The sequence below is a fragment of the Methylobacterium sp. P1-11 genome (assembly GCF_008329595.1).
In the GTDB taxonomy this organism is placed as follows: Bacteria; Pseudomonadota; Alphaproteobacteria; order Rhizobiales; family Beijerinckiaceae; genus Methylobacterium.
Genome location: NZ_NPKS01000016.1, coordinates 104,028 through 131,015, shown reverse-complemented (window position 1 = coordinate 131,015; position 26,988 = coordinate 104,028). Strand labels below are relative to the sequence as shown.

Below are 26,988 nucleotides of genomic sequence, written 5' to 3'. Positions count from 1 at the left end.
CACGCCGACCAACCGTCGCGGCCGGATCGTCTGCCGCGGCAGTATCCAGGCCGGCCGTCCGGATCAATACCCAGCGAGAAAATCAGAGCAGTTCCAAACTGTTAGAGGAAAGCGTGGCGGTTCGGGGGTTTGCCTATGAATCCCGGGCGTTTTTGCCAAATTATCCTGGATCTTGTTAGTCCGGGATCGTGGCAGGAAACCGGGGCCCGCTCTTGATGGCGTGCGAGGCCTTGGCCATATCTGGTCGTTGCCGGCGGTGTCCCGCCCGGCGGAGCGCTGCCCCCCGCGGGCTCCCTACCGACGGGGTGCTCAGGCATCCCGGGATTGCGGCAGATCCCGGGGTCGGAGGCCTCGCCTTCTGGATGATGGCCGCGATGACTCGATCCTCGCCCTTCGGGCACCCGTTCCTGCTCGGCTTCGACGAGATCGAGCAGGCCCTCGACCGGGTTTCCAAGGCCGCCAACGATGGCTATCCGCCCTACAATATCGAGCGGCTGCCCCGCACCGAGAGCGAGCCTGAGCGCCTGCGCATCACTTTGGCTGTGGCCGGCTTCACCCGCGATCAGCTGGACGTGATGCTCGAGGAAAGCCAGCTCATCGTGCGCGGCCGGCAGGTTGACGAGCGCGAGCGGCACTTCCTCCACCGCGGCATTGCCGCGCGCCAGTTCCAGCGGGCTTTCCTGCTCGCCGACGGCATGGAGGTCCTCGGCGCCGACCTCGCCAACGGCCTGCTGTCGATCGATCTCGTCCGGCCGGAGCCGGACCGCATCGTGCGCAAGATCGATATCGGCGCCCGCGGCTGAGACCGATTGATTGGGCGGCGCGGATCCCCACATCAGGGTGGAGCCGCCGATGCCGTCAGGATCGGCGGTGGACGCTCTGCCACCCCAGGAGGGCTTTATGACCAGTCTGAACCCGTCTCCCCTGACCCCGGCCGATCTCGATCCGGCCGATTTCCAGCCCGCCGATCTCGCCGCGCTCGGTGAGGGCCATATCGCCTACGTCCGGCCGATCCGGTCCGACGAGGTCCGCCGTTTCTTCCCGCAGGCTCCCGACCTGCTCCCCGGCCTCGATCTGTTCGCCCTTCTGTCCGCGAGTGGCGCCCCGATCATGCTCGCCGATTCGCGGGACGTCGTCCTGGCGAACGCGGTCGCGCAGGACCTGCAGCCGGTCAGCCTGCACTGACCGGGCTGGCCGGGTGACCGGTCAGGCAATCTCGGCCACCGCCGCCACCAGCCGCGCGATATCCTGCGGCCGCGACAGGCGGTGGTCGCCGTCCGCGATGAGCGTCAGCACGGTCTCCTCAGCGGGCAGCCGGTCGAGGATCTTCAAGGCGTGCGTGTAGGGGACATCGGTGTCCCTCATGCCCTGGAGGATATGGACCGGGCAGGCCGGATCCACCGTCCCGGCGAGCATGCAGTGGCGACGCCCGTCCTCGATCAGGGTCCGGGTGATGGGGTCTGGCTCCGGCGCATACTCGCTGGGCTTTCGCAGGACACCGTCGCGGATCAGCATGGCGCGGGCGGCCTCGCTGAGTCGGTTCCAGATCAGCTCTTCCGTGAAGTCCAGGGCCGGGGCGATCAGCACGAGCCCGGCGGTTGCCTGACCGGTGGCCGCCCGGTTGCGGGCGGCCAGACAGGCGATCCAGCCCCCCATCGATGAGCCGACCAGGATCGGCACCTCACTGGCATAGGCGGCCAGGACGGCCTCTGCATCCTCGAGCCACGAGGAAATCGTGCATTCCGTGAAGGTGCCGCCCGAGGCGCCATGTGCGGCGTAATCGAACCGGATGAGCCTGCGGCCCGTCTGGGCGGCCCAGGCATCCAGCGCCGACGCCTTCGTGGCCGTCATGTCGGAGCGGAATCCGCCGAGCCAGACGACCGGCGGACCGCCGCCCTCGCGCACCCGCACGGCAATGCGCCGGGCCGCCTCGCCCGTTCCGACGGTGAGGAACTCGAGGGCCGCATCCGTCATCGTTCTCTCCGATATCCCTGTCTCGCCGCAGGAGAAGTCCGAACCTGAACGGTTCGGCTTCAACTCTCGTTTACCGGACCGTAAAGCCCGACGGCGATGCTGGATCAATGGCAGCGAGCATTTGGCAGATACCGACCGGGGGCCTGCGCGTCCTCGCCGAGGGCCCGCGGACGGGCGAAGGCACCCATGCCCTGTCGGGCTTTCCCGCGGAGGTCGGGGCGCTGGCGGGCGCCCGCATCCTGCAGATCATCCCCGAACTCGATGCCGGCGGCGCCGAGCGCACCACGGTCGATGTTGCGGGCGGCCTTGCGGCCGTGGGTGCACGCGCGCTGGTTGCGACGGAAGGCGGACGGCTTGTCGGGGAATTGCAGGCCAAGGGCGGACACTGGCTCCGCTTCCCGGCCGCGGCGAAGAATCCCGCGCTGATGGCTGTGAATGTCCTCCGGCTGATGGCCCTCTGCCGTCGCGAGAAGGTGCAGATCATCCATGCCCGATCCCGCGCGCCCGCATGGGTCGCCCTCGGGGCGGCGCGCCGGCTCGGCTTGCCGTTCGTCACCACCTATCACGGCAGCTATTCCGGCCGCACCAACGTGAAGGTGCTGTACAATTCGGTGATGGCCCGCGGCGACGTGGTCATCGCCAACTCACACTACACCGCGGAGCTGATCCATCGGCTGCATGCCGAGCAGGCCGGCGACCGCGTGCGGGTCATCCACCGCGGCACGGATCTCGGCGTATTCAATCCTGTCGCCGTCGGGGCCTCCCGGGTCGAGGCCCTGCGTCGGAGCTGGAACGTCGCGCCGCACGAGCGCGTGATCCTGCTGGCCGCCCGCCTCACCGCCTGGAAGGGCCATCGCGTGCTGATCGAGGCGGCCGCGCAGATGCGCCACCGCGGCGTGCCCGATCTGGCCGTGGTCCTGGCAGGGGACCCGCAGGGCCGCGCCTCCTACGAGCGCGAACTCGACGCGCTGATCGCCGCGCGCGGGCTCCAGGGCATCGTCCGGCGGGTCGGGCACTGCACCGACATGCCGGCCGCCTTCCGGGCCGCCTCGGTCGTGGCCGTGCCGTCCGTGGAACCGGAGGCCTTCGGGCGCTCGGCCGTGGAGGCGCAGGCGCTCGGCACGCCGGTGGTGGTCTCCGATCTCGGGGCCGTGCCGGAAACGGTTCTGGCGCCGCCGGAGACGCAAGCGGGCCAGCGCACCGGATGGCGCGTGCCGGCTGGCGACGCGGGCGCGCTCGCCGCATCCCTCACGGAGGCCCTCTCCCTCGGCGCCAGCGCGCGCGACGCCCTCGGGCGGCGGAGCCGCGCACATGTCGAGGCGCATTTCTCCCTCGAGCGGATGGTCGGCGACACGCTGGCCGTCTATGCCGGATTGCTCGGCGGTTGCCCCTGAGCGGCCGGCTGGCCGCAGGATCGAACCGAGACGCGGCAGCCGTTTATTTTCGGCACCGCGACCGCAGCCGGTTGACTCTGGCCGCGGTTCCACCAACGTTGTATGCCCGGAAGAGACCGGGACGGCAGGCGGTCAGGAGATCCTCCTGGAAACCGCCGTTTCGCCGTTGCAGCAGGAGACTGAAGCCATTCGTAGACCGATGAGAGCCATGCCGGCCCCGCAGAAGGACGGGCCGCGCGCGAACCGCGACATTCGCGGTGTGCGGGAAGTGCAGCTGATCGACGATACCGGGCAGAACCGCGGCGTCGTCCCCTTCTTCGACGCCTTGAACATGGCCGAGGAAGTCGGTCTCGATCTCGTGGAGATCGCGCCGAATTCCGTGCCGCCCGTCTGCAAGCTGCTCGATTACGGGCGCTTCCGCTTCAACGAGCAGAAGAAGCAGAACGAGGCTCGCAAGCGCCAGAAGACGGTCGAAGTGAAGGAGATCAAGCTCCGGCCTGGCATCGACAAGCACGATTACGACACCAAGATGAAGTCGGTGCACCGCTTCTTCGAGGAGGGCGACAAGGTCAAGGTGACCCTGCGCTTCCGTGGTCGTGAGATGGCTCACCAGGATATCGGTCTGCGCCTCCTGGAGCGCGTGAAGCACGAGACGGCGGAGATCGCCAAGGTCGAGAGCGAGCCGATGCTCGAAGGCCGGCAGATGATCATGATCCTCGCGCCGCGCTGAGCGGCACGGATCAGGGATGCGAGACCCGCGCCGCCTCCTCACCGGGGCGGCGTTGTCGTTTCTGCGCTTCCGATCGGCGCTGCGGCGGATTATGGGCAGCCCATGGCCCTCGCTTCCGATGAGATCGAACGCTACGCCCGCCACTTGGTCCTCGCCGAGGTCGGCGGTCCCGGTCAGGCGCGGATCAAGGCCGCCCGGATCCTGGTCGTGGGAGCCGGGGGGCTCGGCGCGCCGCTGATCCAGTACCTCGCCGCTGCCGGAATCGGGACGATCGGCATCGTCGACGACGATGCCGTCTCACTCTCCAATCTTCAGCGGCAGGTGATCCACGGGACCCCGGATCTCGGCCGGCCGAAGGTGGACAGCGCCGCCGACGCGGTGGCACGGCTCAATCCACACGTGAGCGTGGTCCCGCATCCGTTCCGGATCGATCCGGACAACGCCGTCGAGTTGATCGGCGGCTACGACCTCGTGGCCGACGGATCCGACAATTTCGCCACGCGCTACGCCGTGTCCGATGCCTGTTTCCACGCGCGACGCCCGCTGGTGACGGCAGCGCTCGGCCGCTTCGACGGCACGCTGACCACGATCCGGGCGCATGAGACCGGACCCGGCGGGACGCCGAACCCGACCTATCGGTGCCTCTTCCCGAACCCGCCGCCGCCCGGCAGCGTGCCCGCCTGCGCGGAAGCCGGCGTGCTGGGGGCCCTGGCCGGCGTGATGGGCTCGCTGATGGCCATGGAGGTGCTTCGCGCCGTGGCGGGCTTCGGTGAGCCGCTCGTCGGGCGACTGCTGATGGTCGATGCCCGCGCCATGCGGTTCGAGACGCTGAACTACGGCTGGGATCCCGAGAACCCGCTCAGCGGCAGCGGCGCTTCAGCCGCCTAGGGGTTGAGGCGGCATCCACGGTCCCTCGACCGCTTCCGCGTTGAGGCAGCATTTCTTGAACTTCTTGCCCGAACCGCAGGGGCAAGGATCGTTGCGGCCGACATCCTTGAACGGGTTGCGCTGCGGCTCGCCCGCGCCTTCCTCGGCCCAGTCGAGCGCTTCCACCGGATCGTCGAGATAGCCGTATTGGTATGGGCCGAGCCGGTCGCGGTCGTCCGGCTTGGTCTCGGCCTTCCGCAACGCCTCCTTGAACCATTCGGCGTCGCTGACTTCGTCGGTGAGGCGTCCGTCGGCGCGGGCCGCGGCCGCCCTGGGTGCGAGGTCCCGGAAGCCGAGATGCGCGATCGTCTCCTCCCAACCGACCCAGGCCGGTGCCTCTTCCACGGCGGCCTGGGCATCGTCGAACCGGACAAGCAGGTCGTGCATCGCCGCCCGGTCGATCCGGCCTTCCAGGGTCAGGAAGGTGCAGGCGCTGAGCAGCGCCATGCGCACGTAATCGTCGGCCGTGCTGTCCAGGATCAGCCGGAACAGCGGCTGCGGATCGCCGTCGAACAGGCTCGCCACGACCCTGGCGAGGGTCGCCGTGACCGCGTCGCCGAGGATCGCGTCGAGGGTCTCCTCGTCGTGCCGGAGCAGCCTGAGGAGCGGCGCCAGGGCGCGCGTGTCCCGCGCATGGGCCAGCACGTGCAGGCCCCAGAACAGGAGGTTCGTCTCCTCCGGCGCCAGCTCACGCCCGTCGGCGGCCGCCTCCAGCAGCGGCAGCGTCGCCTCCGCCACGGCGGCCGGATGTTTGAGCGCCTCCCGCAACGCCGCTTTCGGCCGGTACTCGGCCGCCGCGAGATCGTCGATGAGCAGGGCGATCCGGTCCATGGCGTTTCTCAGGTCCGAAGGGTCGCGCCCGTCCGGCGGGAGACCTCGGCGACGATCTTGGCGCTCACCGCCTCGATCTCCGCGTCGGTCAGGGTCCGCTCGACGGGCTGGAGGCGCACCGCGATCGCAACCGACTTGGCGCCGTCCGGCACGCCCGGTCCCTCGTACAGATCGAACACGTCGACGCCGGTCACGAGCTTGCGCTCGGCATTCTGGGCGGCCTTCACGATGTCGCCGGCCGGCACGTCGCGGCCGACTACGAAGGCGAAGTCCCGCGACAGCGGCTGGAATTCCGACAGCGACAGGGTGGCCTTGGCCTTGGTGGGCTTGAGCTTGGGCAGGGGAAGGGCGTCGAGGACGATCTCGAAGGCCACGAGGGTCCCCTTCAGGTCGAGGGCCTGCAACGTCCGGGGATGCACCTCGCCGAACCAGCCGATCTCGGTCTTCGGGCCGAAGCGCAGCGTGCCCGAGCGGCCGGGATGCAGCCAGGACGGGCCGCCTGCCGAGATCTGGAGGCCGCCCGTCGGCACGCCGAGGCTGCCGAGCAGGGCGAGGGCATCCGCCTTCGCGTCGAAGGCGTCGACGGTCGTGGCTGTGCCGTCCCAGTGGCGCCCGGCGCCGGCCAGGGTCGCGCCGCCGCGGCGGACCGCCGCCGCGCGGATGGTCTGGCCCTCCGGCTCGTCCGTGGCGAAGCACTGGCCGACCTCGAACAGGGCGGCGTCCGGGTAGCCGCGGTCGGCGTTGCGCTGCGCCGCGCGCAGGAGGCCCGGCAGCAGGCTCGGCCGCATGTCGGACAGCTCCGAGGCGATCGGGTTGGCCAGCACGAGGTCGGCCCCGCCGCCGCCGAACAGGATCGCATCGTCGTGCGGCACGAACGACCACGTGACCGCCTCCATGAGGCCGCGGCTCGCCAGGGCGCGCTTGGCCAGACGGGTCCGCTTCTGCATCACGGTGAGCAACGGGCGGCCAATCCCGGCGAGCGGCGGCAGGGGCTTAGCCTCGATACGGTCGAGCCCGGCGATGCGGACGACTTCCTCGACGAGGTCAGCCTTGCCCTCGACATCGGGCCGCCAGGACGGCGTCAGCACCTTCACCCGGTCTCCGGTGCCGGAGATGTGGAAGCCCAAGGTCTCCAGGATGAGCTTCATCTCGATGCGCGGGACTTCGAGGCCGGCGAGGCGGCGAACCTCGGTCCAGGGGAAGTCGATGATGTGCTCGGCTTCCGGCGGCTCGCCGGCGATCCGCGCCTCCGTCGGCGTGCCGCCGCAGAGATCGACAACGAGCCGCGTCGCGAGGTCGAGGCCGGGGAGCGTGAAGGCCGGGTCGACGCCCCGCTCGAAGCGGTAGCGCGCGTCGGTGATGATGCCGAGGCGGCGGCCCGACTGGGCGATGTTGGTCGGGTCCCACAGGGCAGACTCGATCAGCACGTCCGTGGTGCCGGCGTCGCAGCCGGACGCCTCGCCGCCCATGATGCCGGCGATGGATTCGACACCGTTCTCGTCGGCGATCACCACCGTGTCTTCGGTGAGGGCGTGGGTCCGGCCGTCGAGGGCGAGCAGGCTCTCGCCCTCCCGCGCCCGCCGCACGGTCAGCTTGCCGGCCACCTTGGCGGCGTCGAAGACATGCAGCGGCCGGCCGCGGTCGAACGTGACGTAGTTGGTGATGTCCACGAGGCTGTTGATCGGGCGCAGGCCGATGGCGCGCAGCCGCGCCTGCATCCAGGCCGGCGACGGGCCGTTCCGGACGCCGCGCACCAGACGCAGGGCGAACATCGGCGCAAGGTGTCGGTCGGCTGGATCGAAGGCCAGCTCGACCCCGACAGGGCAGGGGCCTTCGCCGCGCACGCCCGGCAGGGTCTCACGCTTGAGCGTGCCGATGCCGGCGGCCGCGAGGTCGCGGGCGATGCCGTGGACCGAGGTGCAGTCCGGCCGGTTCGGCGTCAGGTTGATCTCGATGACCGGATCGTCGAGCCCGGCATAGAGCGCGTAGGCCTGGCCGACCGGCGCGTCGGTCGGGAGTTCCAGGATGCCGTCATGGTCGTCGCCGAGTCCGAGCTCGGCGCCCGAGCACAGCATGCCGCGGCTCTCGACACCGCGGATCGTGCCCACCGACAGGGTGATGTTCTTGCCCGGGACGTAGGTGCCGGGCGGCGCGAAGACCGAGACCAGGTCGGCCCGGGCGTTCGGGGCGCCGCAGACCACCTGCACGGGCGCGCCCGCGCCGGTGTCGACGGTGCAGACCCGGAGCCGGTCGGCATTCGGATGCTGCTCGGCCGTCAGGATCTTCGCGATCACGTAGGGCTTGAGCGCGGCGGCCTTGTCCTCGACGCCTTCCACCTCCAGGCCGATCCGCGTCAGCGTCTCGGCGACGGTGTCGAGGGTGGCCTCGGTGTCGAGGTGGTCCTTGAGCCAGGAGAGGGTGAATTTCATGATGGACCTTCGAGAGCCTGACGTCGGCTCGACCGTCGGAGGAACAGGATCGCGGAGCCTTCACCGGGGCCGGACGGCCGCGGTGAGGGCGCAGGCGGCTCAGCCGGTGAGGCCGCCCACGAGGCTCGGTATGTCGAGCGGGCGGAAGCCGTAATGGTCGAGCCAGCGGACGTCGGCCTCGAAGAACGGGCGCAGGTCCGGCATGCCGTATTTCAGCATGGCGATGCGGTCGATGCCGACGCCGAAGGCGAAGCCCTGCACGGCGTCCGGGTCGAGCCCGCAATTGCGCAGCACGTTCGGGTGCACCATCCCGCAGCCGAGGATCTCCAGCCAGTCGTCACCCTCGCCGAAGCGGATCTCACCGCCCTTGCGCGAGCACTGGATGTCGACCTCCGCGGAGGGCTCGGTGAAGGGGAAGAAGGACGGTCGAAAGCGCATCTTCACGCCCTCCACCTCGAAGAACGCCTTGCAGAACTCCTCCAGCACCCATTTCAGGTTGGCGATGTTGGCGCTCGTGTCGATCACCAGCCCCTCGACCTGGTGGAACATCGGCGTGTGGGTCTGGTCGGAATCGTGCCGGTAGGTCCGCCCCGGGATGATCACGCGGATCGGCGGCGTCTGCGCCCGCATGGTGCGGATCTGAACCGGCGAGGTGTGGGTACGCAGCACCTTGCGCTTCCCGTCGCGGTCCGGCGCCAGGAAGAAGGTGTCGTGCATCTCGCGGGCCGGGTGGCCGGGCGGGAAGTTGAGCGCCGTAAAGTTCAGCTCGTCCGTCTCGATGTCCGGGCCCTCGGCGACCGCGAAGCCCATATCGGCGAAGATCGCGGTGATCTCGTCGATGACCTGGGAGATCGGGTGGATCCGGCCGCGCACCTCCGGCGCCTCGCGGACCGGCAGGGTCACGTCGACCCGCTCGGAGGCGAGGCGGGCCTCCAGGGCGGCCTCGGCGAGTTCGGTCTTGCGCGCGGTGACGGCGCCCTGGACCCGATCGCGCAGGCCGTTGATCAGCGGGCCGCGCTCCTTGCGCTCGTCCGGCGTCATCGAGCCGAGGGTCTTCAGGAGATCCGAGACGCTGCCCTTCTTGCCGAGCGCGGCGACGCGGACCGCGTCGAGGGCCGCCTCGTCGGACGCCGCGCCCACCTGGGCCAGGAGATCGCGTTCGAGGGTGTCGAGATCGGTCATCGCTGTCTTCGAGCAGGGTTGGCGGAGTCGGCCGTCGGGCCGTGCTCTCGCGCGTTGCGCGCCCGGGCGCAAGCGCGGGGCGCGGGGACTCGTAAACGACGAAGGCGCGGCTCCCCGGGGAACCGCGCCTTCCGTCCGTCTCGCCTCAGGCCTGGATCAGGCCGCCTTGGCGGTGTTCTCCGGCAGCGCGGCCTTCGCCTTCTCGACGACGGCGGCAAAGCTCGCCGGTTCGTGGATCGCCAGATCAGAGAGGGCCTTGCGGTCGACGATGATGCCCGACTTGGCCAGACCGTTGATGAAGCGCGAATAGGTCAGGCCGTGCTCGCGGACCGCCGCGTTGAGGCGCTGGATCCAGAGGGCGCGGAACGTGCGCTTCTTGTTCTTGCGATCGCGGTAGGCATACTGCATGCCCTTCTCGACCGCCTGCTTGGCGATCCGGATCGTATTCTTACGCCGGCCGTAATAGCCCTTGGCGGCCTTCAGAACCTTCTTGTGCTTCGCGTGACTGGTCACGCCGCGCTTGACGCGGGCCATCGGTTATCTCCTGGATTCGACGAAAGACAGTGGCAACGGGTGTTGAAGGACTTACCGCGCGTTCGGCAGGAAGTACTTCTTCACGTTGGCGGCATCGCCCTCGAACAGGGTCGTGGTGCCGCGCAGGTTGCGGATCTGCTTGGTCGTCCGCTTGATCATCCCGTGGCGCTTGCCGGCCTGGGCGTACATCACCTTGCCGGTGCCGGTGATCTTGAAGCGCTTCTTCGCGCCCGATTTCGTCTTCAACTTGGGCATTTGGCTCTCCGTTGCGCGAAATGATCTCTGGCCGATCCGGGGGGATCGGATGAGGTTCGCGCGCTGATGCTTCTGGTGGAGCAGCACGAGCCGCCACGGCAGCCCTATCGGCCGGGCGGTTCGACGCGGGGCGGCTTATGACAGAAAGCTGACGCGGCGGCAACGTCTGCGAGGCGAGGCGCTGTCGTCGCATCGCAACGGGTCCGAGCGTCGGTTGCCAGGCGAACGCCCACGCCGTTCCTCCGGGCTCGCCTCCGGCGCGCCGGGAGGACGGGTTCGTCATCCCGAGTCGAGACGGTGCAACACGCCTGCGGATCGGAGTCGAGCCGGTTCCGCCCTCCGTCCCGGGCCGCAGACGAGGATGGCGGCCCGCGCCATGTCACCCCGCTGATTCGGAGGAATTCGGGGACAGCGTGCGCGCTGCACAAAACGGTGAGCGACAGCGGGGGGTGCCAGGAACCATAACCTTGGCCGTCCGTTTCATTCATGTCCCGCTCAGGCCGGCAGGGTTAGACCCCCCGTCAAATTCGGCCAACCAGGAGACACTTCGTGCGCATTGCCCAGATCGCTCCGTTGTCGGAGGCCGTCCCTCCGAAGTTCTACGGCGGCACCGAGCGCGTCGTCAGCTGGATTACAGAGGAACTGGTCCGCCAGGGCCACGAAGTCACGCTGTTCGCGAGCGGTGACTCCGAGACGTCTGCCAAGCTCGCGGCCTGCACGCCCGAGGGCCTGCGCCTTCTCGGCTATCGTGATCACACCGCCAGCCACCTGGCGATGCTGCATCAGGTGCACCGCCGCGCGCACGAGTTCGACATCCTGCACTTCCACATCGACCTGCTTCAGTATCCGATGTTCGAGGATCTGAACCACAAGTGCATCACCACGATGCACGGTCGCCTCGACGTGCCGGACTTCATGCCGGTATACCGCACCTTCACGGGCATGCCGCTGGTCTCGATCTCCGACAACCAACGCCTGCCCATGCCGCCGGCCTCCAGCTGGCTGGCGACGATCCATCACGGCCTGCCGGCTGAGAATTGCCCGTACTACCCCGAGGCCAAGGGCGGCTACCTCGCCTTCCTCGGCCGGATCTCGCCCGAGAAGCGGCCGGACCGGGCGATCGAGATGGCGATCCGCTCGGGCACGCCTCTCAAGATCGCCGCCAAGGTCGACAAGGCCGACCAGGATTACTGGGATGAGGTCATCGAGCCGATGATCCATCACCCACTGATCGAGTATATCGGCGAGATCAACGAGGAGCAGAAGAAGGAATTCCTCGGCAACGCCCTGGCGCTCGCCTTCCCGATCGACTGGCCGGAGCCCTTCGGTCTCGTGATGATCGAGGCGATGTCGGCCGGCACGCCGGTAATCGCCTTCCGCAACGGCTCGGTCCCCGAGGTGATCAAGGACGGCGTCGGCGGCGTTCTCTGCGAGAATATGGACGACGCCGTGGCTGCGGTCGCCAAGGTGAAGGCCATGAGCCGCGCCGGCGTGCGCCGCCACTTCGAGAGCGCCTTCACGGCCGAGTGCATGGTCAGGAAGTACGTTGCCGCGTACGAGGAGCTGCTGTCCCGCGGCGCCGACGTGATCAAGCTGCCGAAATCGGGCTTCAAGCCGCAATACGGCGAGGTGAACGGCTCCGCTCGGCCGGCGATTCCGGTCGCCGCCATGCCGGCCTGAAACCCGGCTCCGGACTTGCGAGACGGGTCCGGCTCGGCCTAGCGTCTTAAAGGCGACTCATCCGTAGGGTGAAGAGGGCTGCCGCATCGAAGGGATGCGGCAGCCCTCTCGATTCGCACCTCTCACTTGCACCCGGAGATGCCCTGCATGGCGGCGGACAACACGGCAGCGGCCCACGATGCGAAGGTCCGGACCGCGGCGAGCGCCGGAAGCGTGGCGCACGGATTTCAGGACGCGGACGACGTTCTTCCGACCTACCACATCGAGGCGCAGACCTCCCTGGTGGAGCGGCCCCTGCGCTCGCTGAAATTCGGCGAGGCGTTCGGTGTTCTCGACTCCTACGGCGATATCGGCGTCCAGCCCGGACCCGAAGGCCTCTACTTCCAGGACACACGCTATCTCTCGCGCCTGGAGGTGACGGTGGAGGGTCAGCGCCCGCTGATGCTCTCCTCGGTGATGCAGGACGATAACGGCGCGCTCAGCGTCGACATGACGACGCCCGACATCCGGCTCGACGCCCACGACGAGACCTCGATTCCCCGCGAGACGATCGCGATCGAGCGCACCAAGTTCCTGTTCCGCGGCGCCTGCTACGACCGGATCGGCCTGCGCTCCTTCGATTCGAAGCACCGCCGCCTGCGCATCGCCGTGACCTTCGACGCGGATTACCGCGACCTGTTCGAAGTGCGCGGCACCGACAGGAAGAAGCGCGGCAAGCGCGGCGTCCTGGTGGCGAGCGACCGGGAGGTCCAGTTCCGCTATGTCGGCCTCGACGAGATCGTACGGACCACGGCGCTGCATTTCGGCCCGAAGCCCGACATGATCGAGCCGGGCCGCGTCGTCTTCGATGTGTCGCTGCCGCCGGAGGGCCGGACCTCCCTGTTCATCCGCGTCGCGTTCGAGGCGCATCGGGCCTTCACCAAACCGCCGACCGACATGATGGTCGGCGAAGATGCCGCCGCCAAGCTGACGCTCGCGGCCAATGCCGGTGGCGCCCGGCGCGAGCTCAAGGAACTCGGCGAAGGGATGATCTTCGCCCGCGCCTATCGCGACTCGCGACGCGATCTTCGGGCGCTGACGGCGGGGATCACCACGATCATCTCGTCGAACGACCAGTTCAACGAGGGCCTTTGCCGCGCCACGGCCGACCTCTACATGCTGGCGACCCGCACCCCTGAGGGCATCTACCCGTTCGCCGGCATCCCCTGGTACTCCACGGTCTTCGGGCGCGACGGCATCATCACGGCGATGATGGCGCTCTGGATCGACCCGAAATTCGCCCGGGGCGTGCTGCGTTACCTCGCCTCGACCCAGGCCAAGGCGGTCGACCCAACCGCTGACGCCCAGCCCGGCAAGGTCCTGCACGAGACTCGGCGCGGCGAGATGGCGATGCTCGGCGAGGTGCCGTTCCGGCACTATTACGGCACCATCGACGGCACGCCGCTCTTCGTCATGTTGGCCTGGGAATATTACGCGGTCACGGGCGACCTCGACACCGTCCGGGCGATCTGGCCGGCGCTGGAACTCGCCCTGGAATGGATGGATCGCTACGGCGACCGGGACGGCGACGGCTTCGTCGAATACGCCCGCGACACCGACAAGGGCCTGGAGAATCAGGGCTGGAAGGACAGCCACGATTCGATCTTTCACACCGACGGTCACCTGGCCAAGGGGCCGATCGCCCTCTGCGAGGTGCAGGGCTACGTCTACGCGGCCAAGAACGGCATGGCGAAGCTCGCGGCGCTGCTGGGGCATGACCCGATGGCCGAGCGCCTCACGCAAGAGGCCGCGGCCCTCCGCGAGAAGTTCGACGCGGCGTTCTGGAACGAGGAGATCGGCACCTACGCGCTGGCGCTGGACGGCGCGAAGAAGCAGTGCGCGGTGCGCTCGTCCAATGCCGGCCACGCCCTGTTCACCGGCATCGCCAAGCCGGAGCGGGCGGCCCGGGTCGCCGAGACGCTGCTGTGCAAGGACGGGTTCAACGGCTGGGGCGTGCGCACGATCGCCAAGGGCGAGGCGCGCTACAACCCGATGTCCTACCACAACGGCTCGATCTGGCCGCACGACAACGCCCTGATCGCGATGGGGCTGGCGCGCTACGACCGCAAGCACGAGGCCGCGCGCATCTTCCAGGGGATGTTCGATACCTCGCTCTACCAGGACCAGAAGCGCCTGCCGGAGCTGTTCTGCGGCTTCATGCGCCGCAAGCAGCGCGGGCCGGTCTCCTATCCGGTGGCCTGCAGCCCGCAGGCCTGGGCGGCGGCGGCACCCTTCGCGTTCCTGGCGGCCTGCCTCGGACTCGAGTTGGACCACGAGCGCAATCGCGTCCGGCTCAAGAACCCGATCCTCCCGTCCTTTCTCGACGGGGTGACACTCTACAACGTCCGGCTCCGGGACTCGCGCCTCGACATCCGGTTCCAGCGCTACGATGACGATGTCACCGTGTCGGTTCAGCGCCGCCACGGTGACGTACAGGTGGTGGTCACCAAGTAGGGCTCCCGGGTCGGCCCGCTTCGCGGTAAGCGGGCCGTGCGGCACTCTCCGCCGCAGAGGACGGGTTCATGCCGGCTGATCATCACGCCCCCGATGCGGCCCTGCGCCTCGCGCAGGCGCTGATCCGCTGCCCGTCCGTGACGCCGGAGGATCGCGGCGCCCTCGATGTTGTCGCCGAGGCGCTCCGGCCCGCCGGCTTCACCGTCGCGCGGCCGGTCTTCTCGGAGCCCGGCTATCCCGACACGCCGAACCTGTACGCGCGCATCGGACGGGAAGGCCCGTGCCTCGTCTTCGCGGGCCATACCGACGTGGTGCCGGAAGGCGAGGGCGCGTGGCGCCATGCTCCCTTCGAGGGGGCAGTGATCGACGGGATGCTCTACGGCCGCGGCGCGGCCGACATGAAGGGCGGCGTCGCCTGCATGCTGGCGGCCACGCTCGCCTTTCTGGAGCGGCGCGGCGGTCATTTCGGCGGCTCCATCGCGTTCCTGATCACCGGCGACGAGGAGGGGCCGGCGGTCAACGGCACCGTGAAGCTGCTCGATTGGGCGCGGGCTCGGGGCGAGCGGTTCGACCATTGCGTGCTCGGGGAGCCGACCAATCCAGGCCGGCTCGGCGAGATGATCAAGATCGGGCGGCGCGGCTCGCTCACCGGCAAGCTCACCGTGCTCGGCCGCCAGGGTCACGTCGCCTACCCGCACAAGGCCGAGAACCCGATCCCAGGCCTGCTGCGCCTCGCCTCGGCCCTGGTCGCCGAGCCGCTGGATCGCGGCACCGCGCATTTCGACGCCTCGAACCTCGAATTCACTACGATTGACGTCGGCAATCCGGCCAGCAACGTGATCCCGGCGACCGCCCGGGCGACGTTCAACATTCGCTTCAACGACGACTGGACGGCGGAGAGCCTGGGCGCCGAGATCCGCCGGCGCCTGGAGCAGGCCGCCGGGAACGCGGTGCGCTTCAGCCTGGACCTTCAGCCGTCGAACGCGCCGGCCTTTTTGACGCGGCCGGACGCCTTCGTGACGCTGGTCTCCGAAGCGATCCGGGCGGAGACCGGCCTCACGCCGACGCTGTCGACCACCGGCGGCACGTCGGATGCGCGCTTCATCAAGGATGCCTGCCCGGTGATCGAGTTCGGCCTCGTCGGCGAGACCATGCACCAGGTCGACGAGTGCGTGGCCGTCGCCGATCTGGAGCGGCTGACCGCGATCTATGGGCGTGTGCTCGAGGTCTATTTCCCCGGCACGTAATCCACGCCCACGAAGGTCAGCCCAGCGGCCGGCGCCAACGGCCCGCACCGGCGCTTGTCGCCTGAAGCGAGGATCTCGGCCACGTCATCCGCCGAGAGGCGTCCGCAGCCCGCCAGCATCAGGGTGCCCACCATGGCCCGCACCTGATGGTGCAGGAAGGAGCGCGCCGAGGTCGCCACCACGATCTCGTCATGGAGCGCCATCGGGGCGCGGGCGACGTCGAGCTGCTCCAGCGTGCGGATCGGGCTGTTGGCTTGGCATTCGGCCGCCCGGAAAGCCGAAAAATCGTGATGGCCGACGAGGCGCTGGGCCGCGTTGTGCATGCGGTCGGCATCGAGGGGCCACGGCACGTGCCAGACATGGGCGCGGGTCAGCGCCGCCGGGCTGCGCCGGTTGAGGATGCGGTAGCGGTAGTGTCGGCGGATCGCCGAGTGGCGGGCGTCGAAGCTCGCGGGCACGATCTCGGCGGAGAGAATGGCGACGGGCCGAGGCCGCAGATGGGCGTTCAGCGCATCGCGCACCGTGTCGGTCCGCCAGTCCTTGGCGAGGTCGAGATGGGCCACCTGATGGATGGCGTGGACCCCGGCATCGGTCCGCCCGGCGCAGGTGAGCCGAACCTCCTCTCCGGAAAAGCGCGTCACGGCTGCCTCGATCGCGCCCTGGACGGTGGGATCGTCGGCCTGCCGTTGCCAGCCGCAGAACGGGCCGCCGTCGTACTCGATGACGAGCTTGTAGCGGGGCATCAGCCGAGGCGGGCGCCGGGCGTCAGGCGGGCGCCGCGGGCGAACTCGGCGCCGTTCGCGCTGCCTCCCTTTCCGGCCCGGCGCAACGCCATGAGCCGCACGGCGCCGTCGCCGCAGGCGACAAGTCCCTCGGAATCGCGCAGCGTGCCCGGCTCGCCCGCGCCCTCTGCCGGGACGGCGCGGAGCACCTTCACACGCTCGACACCCTTGCCGAGATCGGTCTCGAAGAAGGCGCCGGGGAACGGCGACAGCCCGTTGATCCGGTTGGCGACCTCGCGTGCCGGCCGAGACCAGTCGATCCGCGCCTCGTCGTTGGTGATCTTGTGGGCGTAGACCACGCCGTCTTCCGCCTGTGGCGTGAGGTGCAGCGTGCCCGCCGCGAGTTGGACGATGGCCTGCGCCATCAGGTCGGCGCCGAGCGGCATCAGTGCGTCGTGGAGTTCGCCTGCGGTCATGCCCGGCGTGATCGGGATGCGGGCCTCCAGCGCCACGGGGCCGGTATCGAGGCCGACCTCCATCCGCATCACGCCGACGCCGCTCTCGGCGTCGCCCGCCATGACCGCGCGCTGGATCGGTGCCGCGCCGCGCCAGCGCGGCAGCAGGGATCCGTGCAGGTTGAGGCAGCCGTGCTGCGGCGCATCGAGGATCGCCTGCGGCAGCAGCATCCCGTAGGCGACCACCACGGCGACGTCGGCCCGGTGCGCCGCGAAGGTCACGGCCGCCTCCGGCGTCCGAAGCGTCGACGGGGTCAGGACCGGTACGCCGAGCGTGTCGGCCAGCGCGTGGACCGGGGAGGGGCGCAGGCTCATGCCGCGGCCGGCTTTCGCCGGCGCGCGGGTATAGACCGCCGCGATGTCGTGCCCGTCCTGCGCGAGGCGCGCGAGCGTTGGCACCGCGAAGTCCGGTGTCCCCATGAAGACGATGCGCATGGCCGGGTCAGGCCGCGTCGCGCTTGGCCGCCTTGGTGAACTTCTTGATCACCCGGTCGCGCTTCAGCTTCGAGAGGTGATCGATGAACAGGACGCCGTTGAGATGGTCGATCTCGTGCTGGATGCAGGTCGAGAGCAGGCCGTCGGCCTCGATTTCCTGCTCCTTGCCGTCGAGGTCGCGGAACCTGACGCGCACCCGGTCCGGCCGCTCGACCTCGGCGTAATAGTCCGGAATCGACAGGCAGCCCTCGTCGTAGACCCGCCTCTCCTCCGAGGACCAGACGATCTCGGGGTTGATGAACACCCGGGCGTCGCGGACGCCTTCCTCCTTCGACGTGTCGATCGTCACGACGCGCTTGGCGACGCCGATCTGGATCGCCGCCAGCCCGACGCCGGGGGCGTCGTACATCGTCTCGAACATGTCGGCGACGAGGGTGCGGACCTCGTCGGTGATCGGGCCGACCGGCTCGGAGCCGAGGCGCAGAACCGGATCGGGGAGGATGACGAGCGGGCGGATGGTCATGGCGGAAACCGGCAGGGAAGGCGCCGGGACGGGGCCGGGCTCAGCGTCGAATAGGATGCGGCCGAGGACCGGTCAAATACCGGTCCGCGTCGGGTTAACGTCCCTCAGAACGCCGTGCGGCTGCGGATCGCCGCCGAGAGGGTGCCCTCATCCAGATAGTCGAGTTCGCCACCCACTGGCACACCATGGGCGAGGCGCGTGACCTTCACGCCGCAATGGCGGATCGACTCGGTGACGTAATGGGCGGTGGTCTGGCCGTCGACGGTGGCGTTCAGCGCCAGGATGACCTCGGTCACCTCGGGCGGGGCCACCCGCTCCACCAGGCTTGCGAGGTTCAGGTGCTCCGGCCGCACGCCGTCCAGGGCCGAGAGGACGCCGCCGAGCACGTGATAGCGTGCCTTCACGGCCCCTGAGCGTTCCAGCGCCCAGAGATCGGACACGTCCTCCACCACCACGAGCGTCGTCGGGTCGCGCTCGGCGTCCCGGCAGATCGTGCAGGGGTCGGAGGTGTCGACGTTGCCACAGCGCGTGCACACGATGATGCGGTCGGCCGCCACCCGCATCGCGTCGGCGAGCGGCCCGAGCAGCGTGTCGCGCTTCTTGATGAGCTGAAGGGCGGCCCGCCGCGCCGAGCGCGGTCCAAGGCCCGGCATGCGGGCGAGGAGCTGGATCAAACGCTCGATCTCGGGGCCGGCGACGGCTTGGGGCATCGTGCCTCTTGGGCGAGGAAAGGGCTGAGGGTCCGGCAAGGGCATAGACGCCGCCGGGCGGCGCGCAAGGGTGCATTCGCCAGTGCCTGCGCGCGTGCGTGGTATATGGGTATTCCAGAACTGCTTCGCCCGTACCGTTCTGCTGTGCGGCGAACGAAACTGCTTACAGACTTGGGTTCCTGAGTCCACGACTGTGGTCTAACCTGTTTGTCCACGTTGCGGGCTCATGGCGGAGCCCATTATGACAGCGAAGCTTCGCCGCCTACTCGAAAGTGGGACGGGAAGCGGCCGGGAACGGAGATCCTGCGCGCGGCGGACCTGTACGACCGCGCGGACGTCTCCCGAGCAAACCCGGACGGCGGTGCCGTCCGGCTCAGTCGCGTCGACGGTCGAACAGGGGCCCGGGAGATACGATCTTGACCAACATCGGTGATCACAACGCGGCCCACGGCGCCGAGGCGGCCGGTTTCCGCGACCTCAAGGCCGTCCACTGGAATTTCGAGGCCCCGCGCCTCTACGAGGAGGCTTTGTCCCGCAAGGAGGCTCAGCTCGCCCGCGGCGGTGCGCTGGTCGCCACCACCGGCAGCCACACCGGCCGCTCGCCCAAGGACAAGTTCGTGGTCCGCGACGCCGGCACCGAGAACGAGGTCTGGTGGGACAACAACGGCGCGATCACGCCCGACCAGTTCGAGACGCTCCGCCAGGACTTCCTGAAGCACGCCGAGGGGAAGGAGCTGTTCGCCCAGGACCTCTACGGAGGCGCCGATCCGGCTTACCGGGTCAAGGCGCGGGTCTTCACCGAGTTCGCGTGGCACTCGCTGTTCATCCGCAACCTTCTGATCCGGCCGGATCGCTCGGAGCTCGCGGCCTACGTGCCCGATATGACGATCATCGACCTGCCGAGCTTCCAGGCGGATCCGGCCCGGCACGGTTGCCGGTCCAAGACCGTGATCGCCATCGACTTCGCGAAGAAGCTCGTGCTGATCGGCGGCTCGGCCTATGCGGGCGAGATGAAGAAGTCGGTCTTCACATACCTCAACTACATCCTGCCCGGTCAGGGCGTGATGCCGATGCATTGTTCGGCCAACGCAGCTCTCGACGCCGAGGGCGGATCGGCGATCTTCTTCGGCCTCTCGGGCACCGGCAAGACGACGCTGTCGAACGATTCCTCCCGTCAGCTTCTGGGCGATGACGAGCACGGCTGGTCCAACGAGGGCATCTTCAACTTCGAGGGCGGCTGCTACGCCAAGACGATCCGCCTCTCGCGCAATGCCGAGCCGGAGATCTACGCCACCACCGAGCGCTTCGGCACGGTGATGGAGAACGTGGTGATCGATCCCGTCACCCGGGTGCCGGATTTCGACGATTCGTCGCTCACCGAGAACACCCGCTGCGCCTACCCGCTGGACTTCATCGCCAACGCCAGCGCCACCGGCCGCGCCGGGCACCCGAAGAACATCGTCATGCTGACCTGCGACGCCTTCGGCGTGATGCCGCCGATCGCCAAGCTCACGGGCGCCGAGGCGATGTACCACTTCCTCTCGGGCTACACCGCCAAGGTGGCCGGCACGGAGCGCGGTCTGACCGGGCCCGAGGCGACCTTCTCGACCTGCTTCGGCGCGCCGTTCATGCCGCGGCACCCGAGCACCTACGGCAACCTGCTGCGCGACCTGATCGCCAAGCACAGCGTCGATTGCTGGCTGGTCAATACCGGCTGGACCGGCGGCGGCGTCGGCACCGGCCGGCGCATGCCGATCCGCGTCACCCGCCGCCTGCTGAGCGCGGCGCTGGACGGTTCCCTGGCACAGGCCGAGTTCCGCCGCGACCCGTATTTCGGCTTCGCGGTTCCGGTCTCGGTCCCGGGCGTCGAGCCGCACATCCTGACCCCGGTGAAGACCTGGGCCAACAAGGGTGCCTTCGTGGAGACGGCGGCACGGCTGGTGAAGATGTTCGACGACAACTTCAAGCGGTTCGAGGCCCATGTCGACGCCGACGTGCGCGCCGCCGGGCCGACCGCGCAGGCGATCGCCGCCTGAGAACGAGAGCGGGCGGCCCGATGGGCCGCCCGTTTCGCTTCGTCGTCGGGACCGCTTCTCCAAACCGCGTCCTCATCCTGAGGTGCCGGAGCGAAGCGCAGGCCTCGAAGGAGAGGTCCAGCCGGCCGCGCGATCCCTGGAGCCATCCTTCGAGGCGGCTCCTTCAGCCCTCAGGATGAGGATCGTGGACCGGATGAACGGCGACGCGCCAACCTAGAACGGCAGCTTCATCCCGGGCGGCAGGGGCAGGCCCTTGGTCAACTCGGCCATGCGCTCCTGCATGGTCGCCTCGGCCTTGCCGCGGGCGTCGTTGCAAGCCGCCACGATCAGATCCTCAAGGATCTCGCGCTCGTCCGCCACCATCAGGGACGGGTCGATGCTGACGCCCTTCATCTGGCCCTTGGCGGTCATCGTCACCCGCACCGAGCCGCCGCCCGAGGCACCCGACACCTCGATCTCGTCCATCTCGGATTGCAGGTTGGCCATCTTCTCCTGCATGGCCTGAGCCTGCTTCATGATGCCCATCAGGTCGCGCATGCCGCTCTCTTTCCGTTTCCTCGTCTGATCTGGGTATGGCGTCGCCCCGGCGCCACCATGCTTCGGGCGCGCGTCAGGCGTCGTCCTCGATCTCGTCGATATGCGCCGCATCGCCGTCCCCGAGGATCTCCTGCTCGGCGGAGGGCACGGCCTCGGGGGCGGTCTCGCGCACGTCGACGATCTCGGCGCCGGGGAAGCGCGTCAGCACCTCGCGGACGAACGGATCCGCGGCGGCGTTCTCCCGCCGGGTCTCGGTGGCGGCCCGGGCGGCCGCGTCGAGGGTCGGAGCCCCCTCGTCCTTCGACAGGGCCACCACCCAGCGCCGCCCGATCCAGCGTTCGATGGCGGCGGCGATGTCGTTGGCGAGGCTCGGCCGTCCGCCCGGGGCGAGGCGGAACTCGATCCGGCCCTCCTCGAAGCGCACCAGATGGACGTCGCGCTCCAGCGCGGTGCGCAGCAGGATGTCCCGATTGGCGTCGGCCAGCGCGATCAGGTCCTCGAACCGGCCGAGGCGCGGCATCGGGGGAGCGGCGGGCGCCGGTCTCGGAGCCGGGGCGGTCGCGGGCGCACTCATGGCGGTGGGCGCCGCCACGGCAGCGGGCTCCGCCGGGGCCGTGCGGGGTGCGGCGGCCAAAGCCGCGGAGCCGCCGCCGCGCAGATCGGGGATCGGCGGCAGCGGCGGCCGGGCCGGAACGGCCGGGTTTTCGTCGGCAGGCGCGGCGGCCGCCTCGGCCTTGAGCTGGCGCAGCGCCTCATCGGGTGTCGGCAGGTCGGCCGCGTAGGCGAGGCGCACGATCGCCATTTCGGCCGCTGCGAGAGGCCGGGGCGCGGCCTGAACCTCGGGAATCGCCTTCAGCAGGATCTGCCATGCCCTCGACAGCGCGCGGATCGAGAGCTTGTCGGCGAATTCAGCCCCCCGGACTCGCTCGGTCTCGCTGAGCGTCGGGTCTGCGGCGGTCTCCGGCACCACCTTGAGCCGGGTGACGAGATGCGTGAAGGCCGCGAGGTCCGAGAGCACAACCGACGGATCCGCGCCGGAATCGTACTGCGCCCGCAATTCCGCGAAAGCGGCCGGCACCGAACCGCGCATCACCGCCTCGAACAAGTCGAGGATCCGGGCCCGGTCGGCCAGACCCAGCATGTCGCGCACGCTCTGGCCGGTGATCGTGCCGGCGCCGTGGGCGATCGCCTGGTCGAGCAGCGAGAGGGCGTCGCGAACGGATCCTTCCGCGGCGCGGACGATGGCGCCCAGCGCCTCGTCCTCGACGGTGACGCCCTCGGCCGCGCAGACCTTCGCGAGATGCGCGTGCAGGGTCGGCGCCTCGACCCGGCGCAGGTCGAATCGCTGGCAGCGGGACAGGATCGTCACCGGGACCTTGCGGATCTCCGTGGTGGCGAACACGAACTTGGCGTGCGGCGGCGGCTCCTCCAGCGTCTTCAGGAAGGCGTTGAACGCCTTCTCGGAGAGCATGTGGACCTCGTCGACGATGTAGACCTTGTAGCGTGCAGAAACCGGCCCGTAGCGGATGCCGTCGATGATCGCGCGCACGTCGTCGATGCCGGTATGCGAGGCGGCATCCATCTCCAGCACGTCCATGTGCCGGGATTCCATGATCGCCGCGCAATGGAGGCCGAGTTCCGGCATCGACACGGTCGGCCCTGTATCGGGCTGACCGGCGCGGGCGTAGTTGAGGCCGCGGGCGAGGATCCGCGCCGTCGTGGTCTTACCGACGCCGCGGACGCCGGTGAGCATCCAGGCCTGCGGGATCCGGTTGGCCGCGAACCCATTGGCGAGGGTGCGCACCATCGCGTCCTGGCCGATCAGGTCGCCGAAATTTGTGGGGCGGTATTTTCGCGCGAGCACCCGGTAGGGCGTCGCCGCGGCAGGAGGCGCTGGAAACCCGGGCAGGCCCGGCTCGTCGTCAGGCGTGCCGGTCGTAGCGTCCATGCCGAATCTGGATCTGGCTGCCGCGCGCCGAGGAATGAGGTGGGAGGCTGGACGAAGACCCGCTCGGTCTCGTTAGGGCTGCTTCCTTCCGGACCTGACCCGGTTGGCGAGTGAAACGTCCCTCGCCAACCCCCCGCCGGCTATATGGCCGGGCCTTGGCCCGAACGCAAGCGCCGCCTAATCCGCCTTGCGCTTCACGATGGCCAGGGTCTTGGGATCGAGCTTCAGGTCGAACTGCTTGCCGCTCGCGTCGACCGCGTCGTCGACCTCGATCATGCCGTCGTCCAGTTCGATCTCTTTCCACTTGGTGAAGCCCTCCTGCTTGAGCAGGGCCTCGACCTTGGCCTGCTGCTCGGGCGGAAGCTTCTCGTCGGCGCGGGCGGAGAGACCGGTACCGGCGACCAAGGTCAGGGCGAGCAGGGATGTGGTCAGGCGCATGGCTGTCTCCGGTCTGGCCATTGTTTCCGGCTGTGAACAGGCCGGCAGCACCGTGGTTCCATCGGAGCGATGCCCTTGAGCCTCCCTCGAATCTGCCGCACATCTTGGCCGTACCGGAACGCGCCGGCGAGGACACTGCACCGATGGTCACCCGCGTCGCTACCGTGGCCTTCGAGGGCATCGAGGCGCGGGCGGTGGACGTGCAGGTCCAGATCATTCCCGGCTCGGTGGTGTTCACCGTGGTGGGCCTGCCCGACAAGGCGGTGGCGGAATCCCGCGAGCGAGTCCGCGGCGCGCTGATCGCCTCCGGGCTGGCCCTCCCCGCCAAGCGCATCACCGTGAACCTCGCCCCCGCCGATCTTCCCAAGGAAGGCTCGCATTTCGACCTTCCGATCGCGCTCGGCGTCATGGCGGCGATCGGCGCGATCCCGCCCGACGCGCTGGCCGGCTATTGCGTGCTCGGGGAACTCGCCCTCGACGGCGGCATCACGGCAGTCAGCGGCGTGCTGCCGGCCGCCATGGCCGCCGGTGCCCGGGGTCTCGGGCTCATCTGCCCGGCCGCCACAGGTCCGGAGGCGGCCTGGGCCGGGGGCGACCTCGACGTGCTCGCGCCGCGCTCGCTGATCCAACTCGCCAACCACTTCAAGGGCAGCCAGGTTATGGCCCGGCCGGAGCCCGCCGTGGCCGCATCGGTCGGGCCGCTGCCTGACCTTTCCGACATCAAGGGCCAGGAAGGCGCCAAGCGCGCCCTGGAGATCGCGGCGGCCGGCGGCCACAACCTCCTGATGAACGGGCCGCCGGGCTCCGGCAAATCGATGCTCGCGGCGCGGCTGCCCTCGATCCTGCCGCCGCTGACGCCGCGCGAATTGCTCGACATTTCCATGATCCAGTCGGTGGCCGGCGAGCTGAAGGACGGCGCTCTCTCGAACCGTCGGCCGTTCCGGCAGCCGCACCATTCCGCCTCGATGGCGGCTCTGGTCGGCGGCGGCCTTGGGGCGCGACCCGGCGAGGCTTTCCTCGCCCATGGCGGGGTGCTGTTCCTGGACGAGCTGCCGGAATTCGCCCCCCAGGTGCTCGACAGCCTGCGCCAGCCGATGGAATCGGGCGCGGTGATGATCGCCCGCGCCAACCACCGGATCACCTACCCGGCGCGCTTCCAGCTGGTGGCGGCGATGAATCCCTGCCGCTGCGGCCAGGGTCTCGAGCCGGGCTATGCCTGCCGGCGCGGCCCGAACGCCCGCTGCATGGCGCAATATCAGGCCCGTATCTCGGGCCCGATGCTCGACCGCATCGACCTGCGCCTTGAGGTGCCGGCGGTCACCGCCGCCGACCTGATCCTGCCGGCGCCCGCGGAGGGTTCCCGCGAGGCGGCCGCCCGGGTCGAAGCGGCACGGTCGCTTCAGGGGGCTCGGTACGCCGCGCGCGGGCTGCCGGATTCCACCACCAACGCCACCTGTCCGGCCACGCTGATCTCGGATGTCGCGAGCCCCGATGCCGACGGCACGGCGCTGATCCGGCAGGCGGCCGAGAGCATGCGCCTGTCCGCCCGCGGCTTTCACCGGACGCTGCGCGTCGCCCGGACCCTGGCCGATCTCGACGGCGAGGCGCAGGTGCGCCGGTTCCACCTCGCCGAGGCCCTGTCGTACCGGGGACGGGGCGACAGCCCGGCGGCCGCCGCTTGAGCGCCGGAGCGCAGGGCCTGGGCGACCTCACCGTCACGATCGGCCAGCACAGCAGCGCGGGTCGCAAGGCGGCCAACCAGGATTTCAACGGCACGCTGGTCCCCGTCCAGCCGGCCCTGGGCCTGAAGGGGATCGCGGTGGCGCTCGCCGACGGGATCAGCAGCAGCGCGGCGGGCGCGGCCGCGAGCGAGACCGCGGTCAAGAGCTTCCTCAGCGACTACTACGCCACGCCGGACACGTGGTCGGTGAAGACCTCGGCGCAGCGCGTGATCGCGGCGGCGAATTCCTGGCTCTACGCCCAGACCCGGCGCGGCGCGGATCCGAACGACGCCGACCGCGGCTACGTCACCACCTTCGACGCCCTCGTGCTGAAATCGCGCGTGGCCCACCTCTTCCACGTCGGCGATGCCCGGATCTGGCGGGTATCCGGGCGGTCCCTCGAACAGCTCACCGAGGACCATCGTGTGGTGGTCTCCACGGTCGAATCCTATCTCGGCCGCGCCCTCGGGGCGCAGTCCCGCGTGGAGATCGATTATCACGCCGTCGGCATCGAGGCCGGCGACACCTTCGTGCTGGCGACCGACGGCGTGCACGAGCATGTCCGGCCCCGCGACATGGTGACGGTGATCGCACAGGCCGAGACCCTCGACGCGGCCGCGCGGGCGATCGTCGAGGTGGCCCTGGCGGCCGGGAGTCCGGACAACCTGACGATCCAGATCGTGCGGGTCGAGACCGTGCCGGCAGGCGAGCCGGCGGACCTCCTCGGCGAGGCCGATGGGCTGGACCCCGCGCCGCTCCTCGACCCGCCGGCCGAGCTCGACGGGTTCCGGCTGCTGCGGATCCTGCATTCCGGTCCGCGCAGCCGCGTCTACCTGGCGGTCGAGGCGGAGACCGGCGCCCAGGTCGCCCTGAAGGTGCTGTCCCTGGACCTGCGGGACGATCCGGCCCAGCGGAAGCGCTTCGTGATGGAGGAGTGGATCGCGCGCCGGATCGACAATCCCCACGTGCTCAAGGCCCATCCCCAGGTCGGCCGCCGCAGCCACCTCTACACGGTCATGCGCTACGTCGAGGGCCAGACCCTGACCCAATGGATGCGCGACCATGCGGCGCCGGAACTGGAGACGGTGCGGGGCCTCGTCGAGCAGCTCGCCCGCGGCGTGCAGGCGTTCCACCGGCGGGAGATGGTTCACCAGGATCTACGGCCCGACAATGTCCTGATCGACACGGCCGGGACCGTTCAGATCATCGATTTCGGCGCCACCCAGGTCGCTGGCGTGATCGAGGGCGATGCGCGGATCGACCCGGCGGAGATCCTCGGCACGGTGCAGTACACGGCGCCCGAGTGTTTCCTCGGCGCCCCGGCCACCGCCAGGTCCGACATCTTCGCGGTCGGCGTGATGACCTACCAGATTCTGACCGGACGGCTGCCCTACGGCGATGCCGTGCCCCGGGCACGCACGCGCGCGGCGCAGCGGCGGCTGCGCTACGCGTCGGCCCTCACGGTGCGTCCGCTTTTGCCGGTCTGGGTCGATGGGGCGCTTCGCAAGGCCGTCCATCCCGATCCGACGCGGCGCTACGCGGCACTGTCCGCCTTCGTCCACGATCTGCGCCATCCCAATCCGGCTTTCACGGACGGGCGGCGGGCCTCGCTGCTGGAGCGCGATCCGCTGCTGTTCTGGCGCCTGCTGTCGCTGGCGCTGGGGATCGTCGCGCTGGTGCTCGCGGCGATCCTGATCGCCGGGCCGCGGCGGTGAGGCCCGGGCCGC

General features: G+C 69.5%; 24 protein-coding genes and 1 other RNA gene. 11 read left to right on the top strand and 14 right to left on the bottom strand.

Annotated features, from left to right (window positions below):
- Nucleotides 1-374: 374 nt before the first annotated feature.
- Both CIW48_RS17675 and CIW48_RS17670 read left to right on the top strand, forming a co-directional pair.
- The gene (locus CIW48_RS17675) at nt 375-803 is read left to right on the top strand and encodes an Hsp20 family protein (protein ID WP_149311938.1); all 429 of its coding nucleotides are present in this window, start codon (nt 375-377) and stop codon (nt 801-803) included.
- 97 nt (nt 804-900) lie between these two features.
- Complete coding sequence (locus CIW48_RS17670) at nt 901-1,185, top strand: DUF1150 domain-containing protein (protein ID WP_091778707.1); 285 nt, start codon at nt 901-903, stop codon at nt 1,183-1,185.
- Nucleotides 1,186-1,206: 21 nt separating this feature from the next.
- Here the strand turns inward: CIW48_RS17670 and CIW48_RS17665 are convergent, their stop codons facing one another.
- A complete protein-coding gene (locus tag CIW48_RS17665; protein WP_149311937.1) occupies nt 1,207-1,974 on the bottom strand; it encodes an alpha/beta hydrolase in 768 nt (255 codons plus the stop codon).
- A gap of 107 nt (nt 1,975-2,081) precedes the next feature.
- On the opposite strand from CIW48_RS17665, the gene CIW48_RS17660 reads away from it, so the two are divergent.
- The 3 genes from CIW48_RS17660 (at nt 2,082) to moeB (ending at nt 4,986) form a co-directional block, all read left to right on the top strand.
- Nucleotides 2,082-3,368, top strand: coding sequence for a glycosyltransferase family 4 protein (locus CIW48_RS17660; RefSeq protein WP_246695292.1), 1,287 nt, complete (start codon nt 2,082-2,084; stop codon nt 3,366-3,368).
- Nucleotides 3,369-3,576: 208 nt separating this feature from the next.
- A complete protein-coding gene (gene infC, locus CIW48_RS17655) occupies nt 3,577-4,098 on the top strand; it encodes a translation initiation factor IF-3 (RefSeq protein ID WP_244513920.1) in 522 nt (173 codons plus the stop codon).
- A gap of 102 nt (nt 4,099-4,200) precedes the next feature.
- The gene (moeB, locus tag CIW48_RS17650) at nt 4,201-4,986 is read left to right on the top strand and encodes a molybdopterin-synthase adenylyltransferase MoeB (RefSeq protein ID WP_149311936.1); all 786 of its coding nucleotides are present in this window, start codon (nt 4,201-4,203) and stop codon (nt 4,984-4,986) included.
- Here the strand turns inward: moeB and CIW48_RS17645 are convergent.
- The 5 genes from CIW48_RS17645 to rpmI form a co-directional block, all read right to left on the bottom strand.
- Nucleotides 4,975-5,856, bottom strand: a complete 882-nt coding sequence (locus tag CIW48_RS17645) for a DUF1186 domain-containing protein (RefSeq protein ID WP_149311935.1) — start codon at nt 5,854-5,856, stop codon at nt 4,975-4,977. The genes moeB and CIW48_RS17645 overlap by 12 nt on opposite strands.
- Before the next feature lie 8 nt (nt 5,857-5,864).
- Nucleotides 5,865-8,285 carry a phenylalanine--tRNA ligase subunit beta gene (gene pheT / locus CIW48_RS17640; RefSeq protein WP_149311934.1) on the bottom strand — a complete coding sequence of 807 codons (2,421 nt, stop codon included), beginning with the start codon at nt 8,283-8,285 and terminating at the stop codon, nt 5,865-5,867.
- A gap of 99 nt (nt 8,286-8,384) precedes the next feature.
- Nucleotides 8,385-9,467 carry a phenylalanine--tRNA ligase subunit alpha gene (gene pheS / locus CIW48_RS17635; RefSeq protein WP_149311933.1) on the bottom strand — a complete coding sequence of 361 codons (1,083 nt, stop codon included), beginning with the start codon at nt 9,465-9,467 and terminating at the stop codon, nt 8,385-8,387.
- Between the two features lie 156 nt (nt 9,468-9,623).
- Entirely contained in the window at nt 9,624-10,001 is a 378-nt protein-coding gene (rplT, locus tag CIW48_RS17630; protein WP_149311932.1) for a 50S ribosomal protein L20, read from the bottom strand.
- 51 nt (nt 10,002-10,052) lie between these two features.
- Nucleotides 10,053-10,256 carry a 50S ribosomal protein L35 gene (gene rpmI, locus CIW48_RS17625; protein WP_007561407.1) on the bottom strand — a complete coding sequence of 68 codons (204 nt, stop codon included), beginning with the start codon at nt 10,254-10,256 and terminating at the stop codon, nt 10,053-10,055.
- A 549-nt stretch (nt 10,257-10,805) separates the two neighbouring features.
- On the opposite strand from rpmI, the gene CIW48_RS17620 reads away from it, so the two are divergent.
- The 3 genes from CIW48_RS17620 to dapE all read left to right on the top strand — a co-directional run bounded on the left by CIW48_RS17620 (nt 10,806) and on the right by dapE (nt 15,676).
- Nucleotides 10,806-11,936, top strand: a complete 1,131-nt coding sequence (locus CIW48_RS17620) for a glycosyltransferase family 4 protein (RefSeq protein ID WP_149311931.1) — start codon at nt 10,806-10,808, stop codon at nt 11,934-11,936.
- A gap of 147 nt (nt 11,937-12,083) precedes the next feature.
- Complete coding sequence (locus tag CIW48_RS17615; RefSeq protein WP_149311930.1) at nt 12,084-14,429, top strand: amylo-alpha-1,6-glucosidase; 2,346 nt, start codon at nt 12,084-12,086, stop codon at nt 14,427-14,429.
- A gap of 68 nt (nt 14,430-14,497) precedes the next feature.
- Nucleotides 14,498-15,676 carry a succinyl-diaminopimelate desuccinylase gene (gene dapE / locus CIW48_RS17610; protein WP_149311929.1) on the top strand — a complete coding sequence of 393 codons (1,179 nt, stop codon included), beginning with the start codon at nt 14,498-14,500 and terminating at the stop codon, nt 15,674-15,676.
- On the opposite strand, the gene truA is transcribed toward dapE, so the two are convergent.
- The 4 genes from truA to recR form a co-directional block, all read right to left on the bottom strand.
- Nucleotides 15,658-16,419 (bottom strand): tRNA pseudouridine(38-40) synthase TruA, encoded by a 762-nt coding sequence (gene truA, locus CIW48_RS17605; protein ID WP_149311928.1) that lies wholly within the window; start codon nt 16,417-16,419, stop codon nt 15,658-15,660. The genes dapE and truA overlap by 19 nt on opposite strands.
- Entirely contained in the window at nt 16,419-17,348 is a 930-nt protein-coding gene (gene fmt, locus CIW48_RS17600) for a methionyl-tRNA formyltransferase (protein WP_149311927.1), read from the bottom strand. The genes truA and fmt overlap by 1 nt, the downstream gene beginning before the upstream one ends.
- A 7-nt stretch (nt 17,349-17,355) precedes the next feature.
- On the bottom strand, nt 17,356-17,871 hold the full coding sequence (locus CIW48_RS17595; protein WP_149311926.1) for a peptide deformylase: 516 nt from the start codon (nt 17,869-17,871) through the stop codon (nt 17,356-17,358).
- A 104-nt stretch (nt 17,872-17,975) separates the two neighbouring features.
- Nucleotides 17,976-18,581, bottom strand: coding sequence for a recombination mediator RecR (gene recR, locus CIW48_RS17590; protein ID WP_091778736.1), 606 nt, complete (start codon nt 18,579-18,581; stop codon nt 17,976-17,978).
- Between the two features lie 416 nt (nt 18,582-18,997).
- Here recR and CIW48_RS17585 point away from each other — a divergent pair, with 416 nt between their 5' ends.
- Complete coding sequence (locus tag CIW48_RS17585) at nt 18,998-20,617, top strand: phosphoenolpyruvate carboxykinase (protein WP_149311925.1); 1,620 nt, start codon at nt 18,998-19,000, stop codon at nt 20,615-20,617.
- 213 nt (nt 20,618-20,830) lie between these two features.
- On the opposite strand, the gene CIW48_RS17580 is transcribed toward CIW48_RS17585, so the two are convergent.
- The 4 genes from CIW48_RS17580 to CIW48_RS17565 form a co-directional block, all read right to left on the bottom strand.
- Nucleotides 20,831-21,154: a YbaB/EbfC family nucleoid-associated protein gene (locus CIW48_RS17580; RefSeq protein WP_012320090.1), complete on the bottom strand. Its 324-nt coding sequence runs from the start codon at nt 21,152-21,154 to the stop codon at nt 20,831-20,833.
- Nucleotides 21,155-21,227: 73 nt separating this feature from the next.
- Nucleotides 21,228-23,102, bottom strand: coding sequence for a DNA polymerase III subunit gamma/tau (locus tag CIW48_RS17575; RefSeq protein WP_149311924.1), 1,875 nt, complete (start codon nt 23,100-23,102; stop codon nt 21,228-21,230).
- 37 nt (nt 23,103-23,139) lie between these two features.
- Nucleotides 23,140-23,238: signal recognition particle sRNA small type (ffs, locus tag CIW48_RS17570), an RNA gene on the bottom strand.
- Between the two features lie 41 nt (nt 23,239-23,279).
- Complete coding sequence (locus CIW48_RS17565) at nt 23,280-23,540, bottom strand: PepSY domain-containing protein (protein WP_149311923.1); 261 nt, start codon at nt 23,538-23,540, stop codon at nt 23,280-23,282.
- 143 nt (nt 23,541-23,683) lie between these two features.
- Here CIW48_RS17565 and CIW48_RS17560 point away from each other — a divergent pair, with 143 nt between their 5' ends.
- Nucleotides 23,684-25,222: a YifB family Mg chelatase-like AAA ATPase gene (locus CIW48_RS17560; RefSeq protein ID WP_149311922.1), complete on the top strand. Its 1,539-nt coding sequence runs from the start codon at nt 23,684-23,686 to the stop codon at nt 25,220-25,222.
- The gene (locus CIW48_RS17555) at nt 25,219-26,976 is read left to right on the top strand and encodes a bifunctional protein-serine/threonine kinase/phosphatase (protein WP_149311921.1); all 1,758 of its coding nucleotides are present in this window, start codon (nt 25,219-25,221) and stop codon (nt 26,974-26,976) included. Before CIW48_RS17560 ends, CIW48_RS17555 begins: the two co-directional genes overlap by 4 nt.
- Nucleotides 26,977-26,988: the final 12 nt, after the last annotated feature.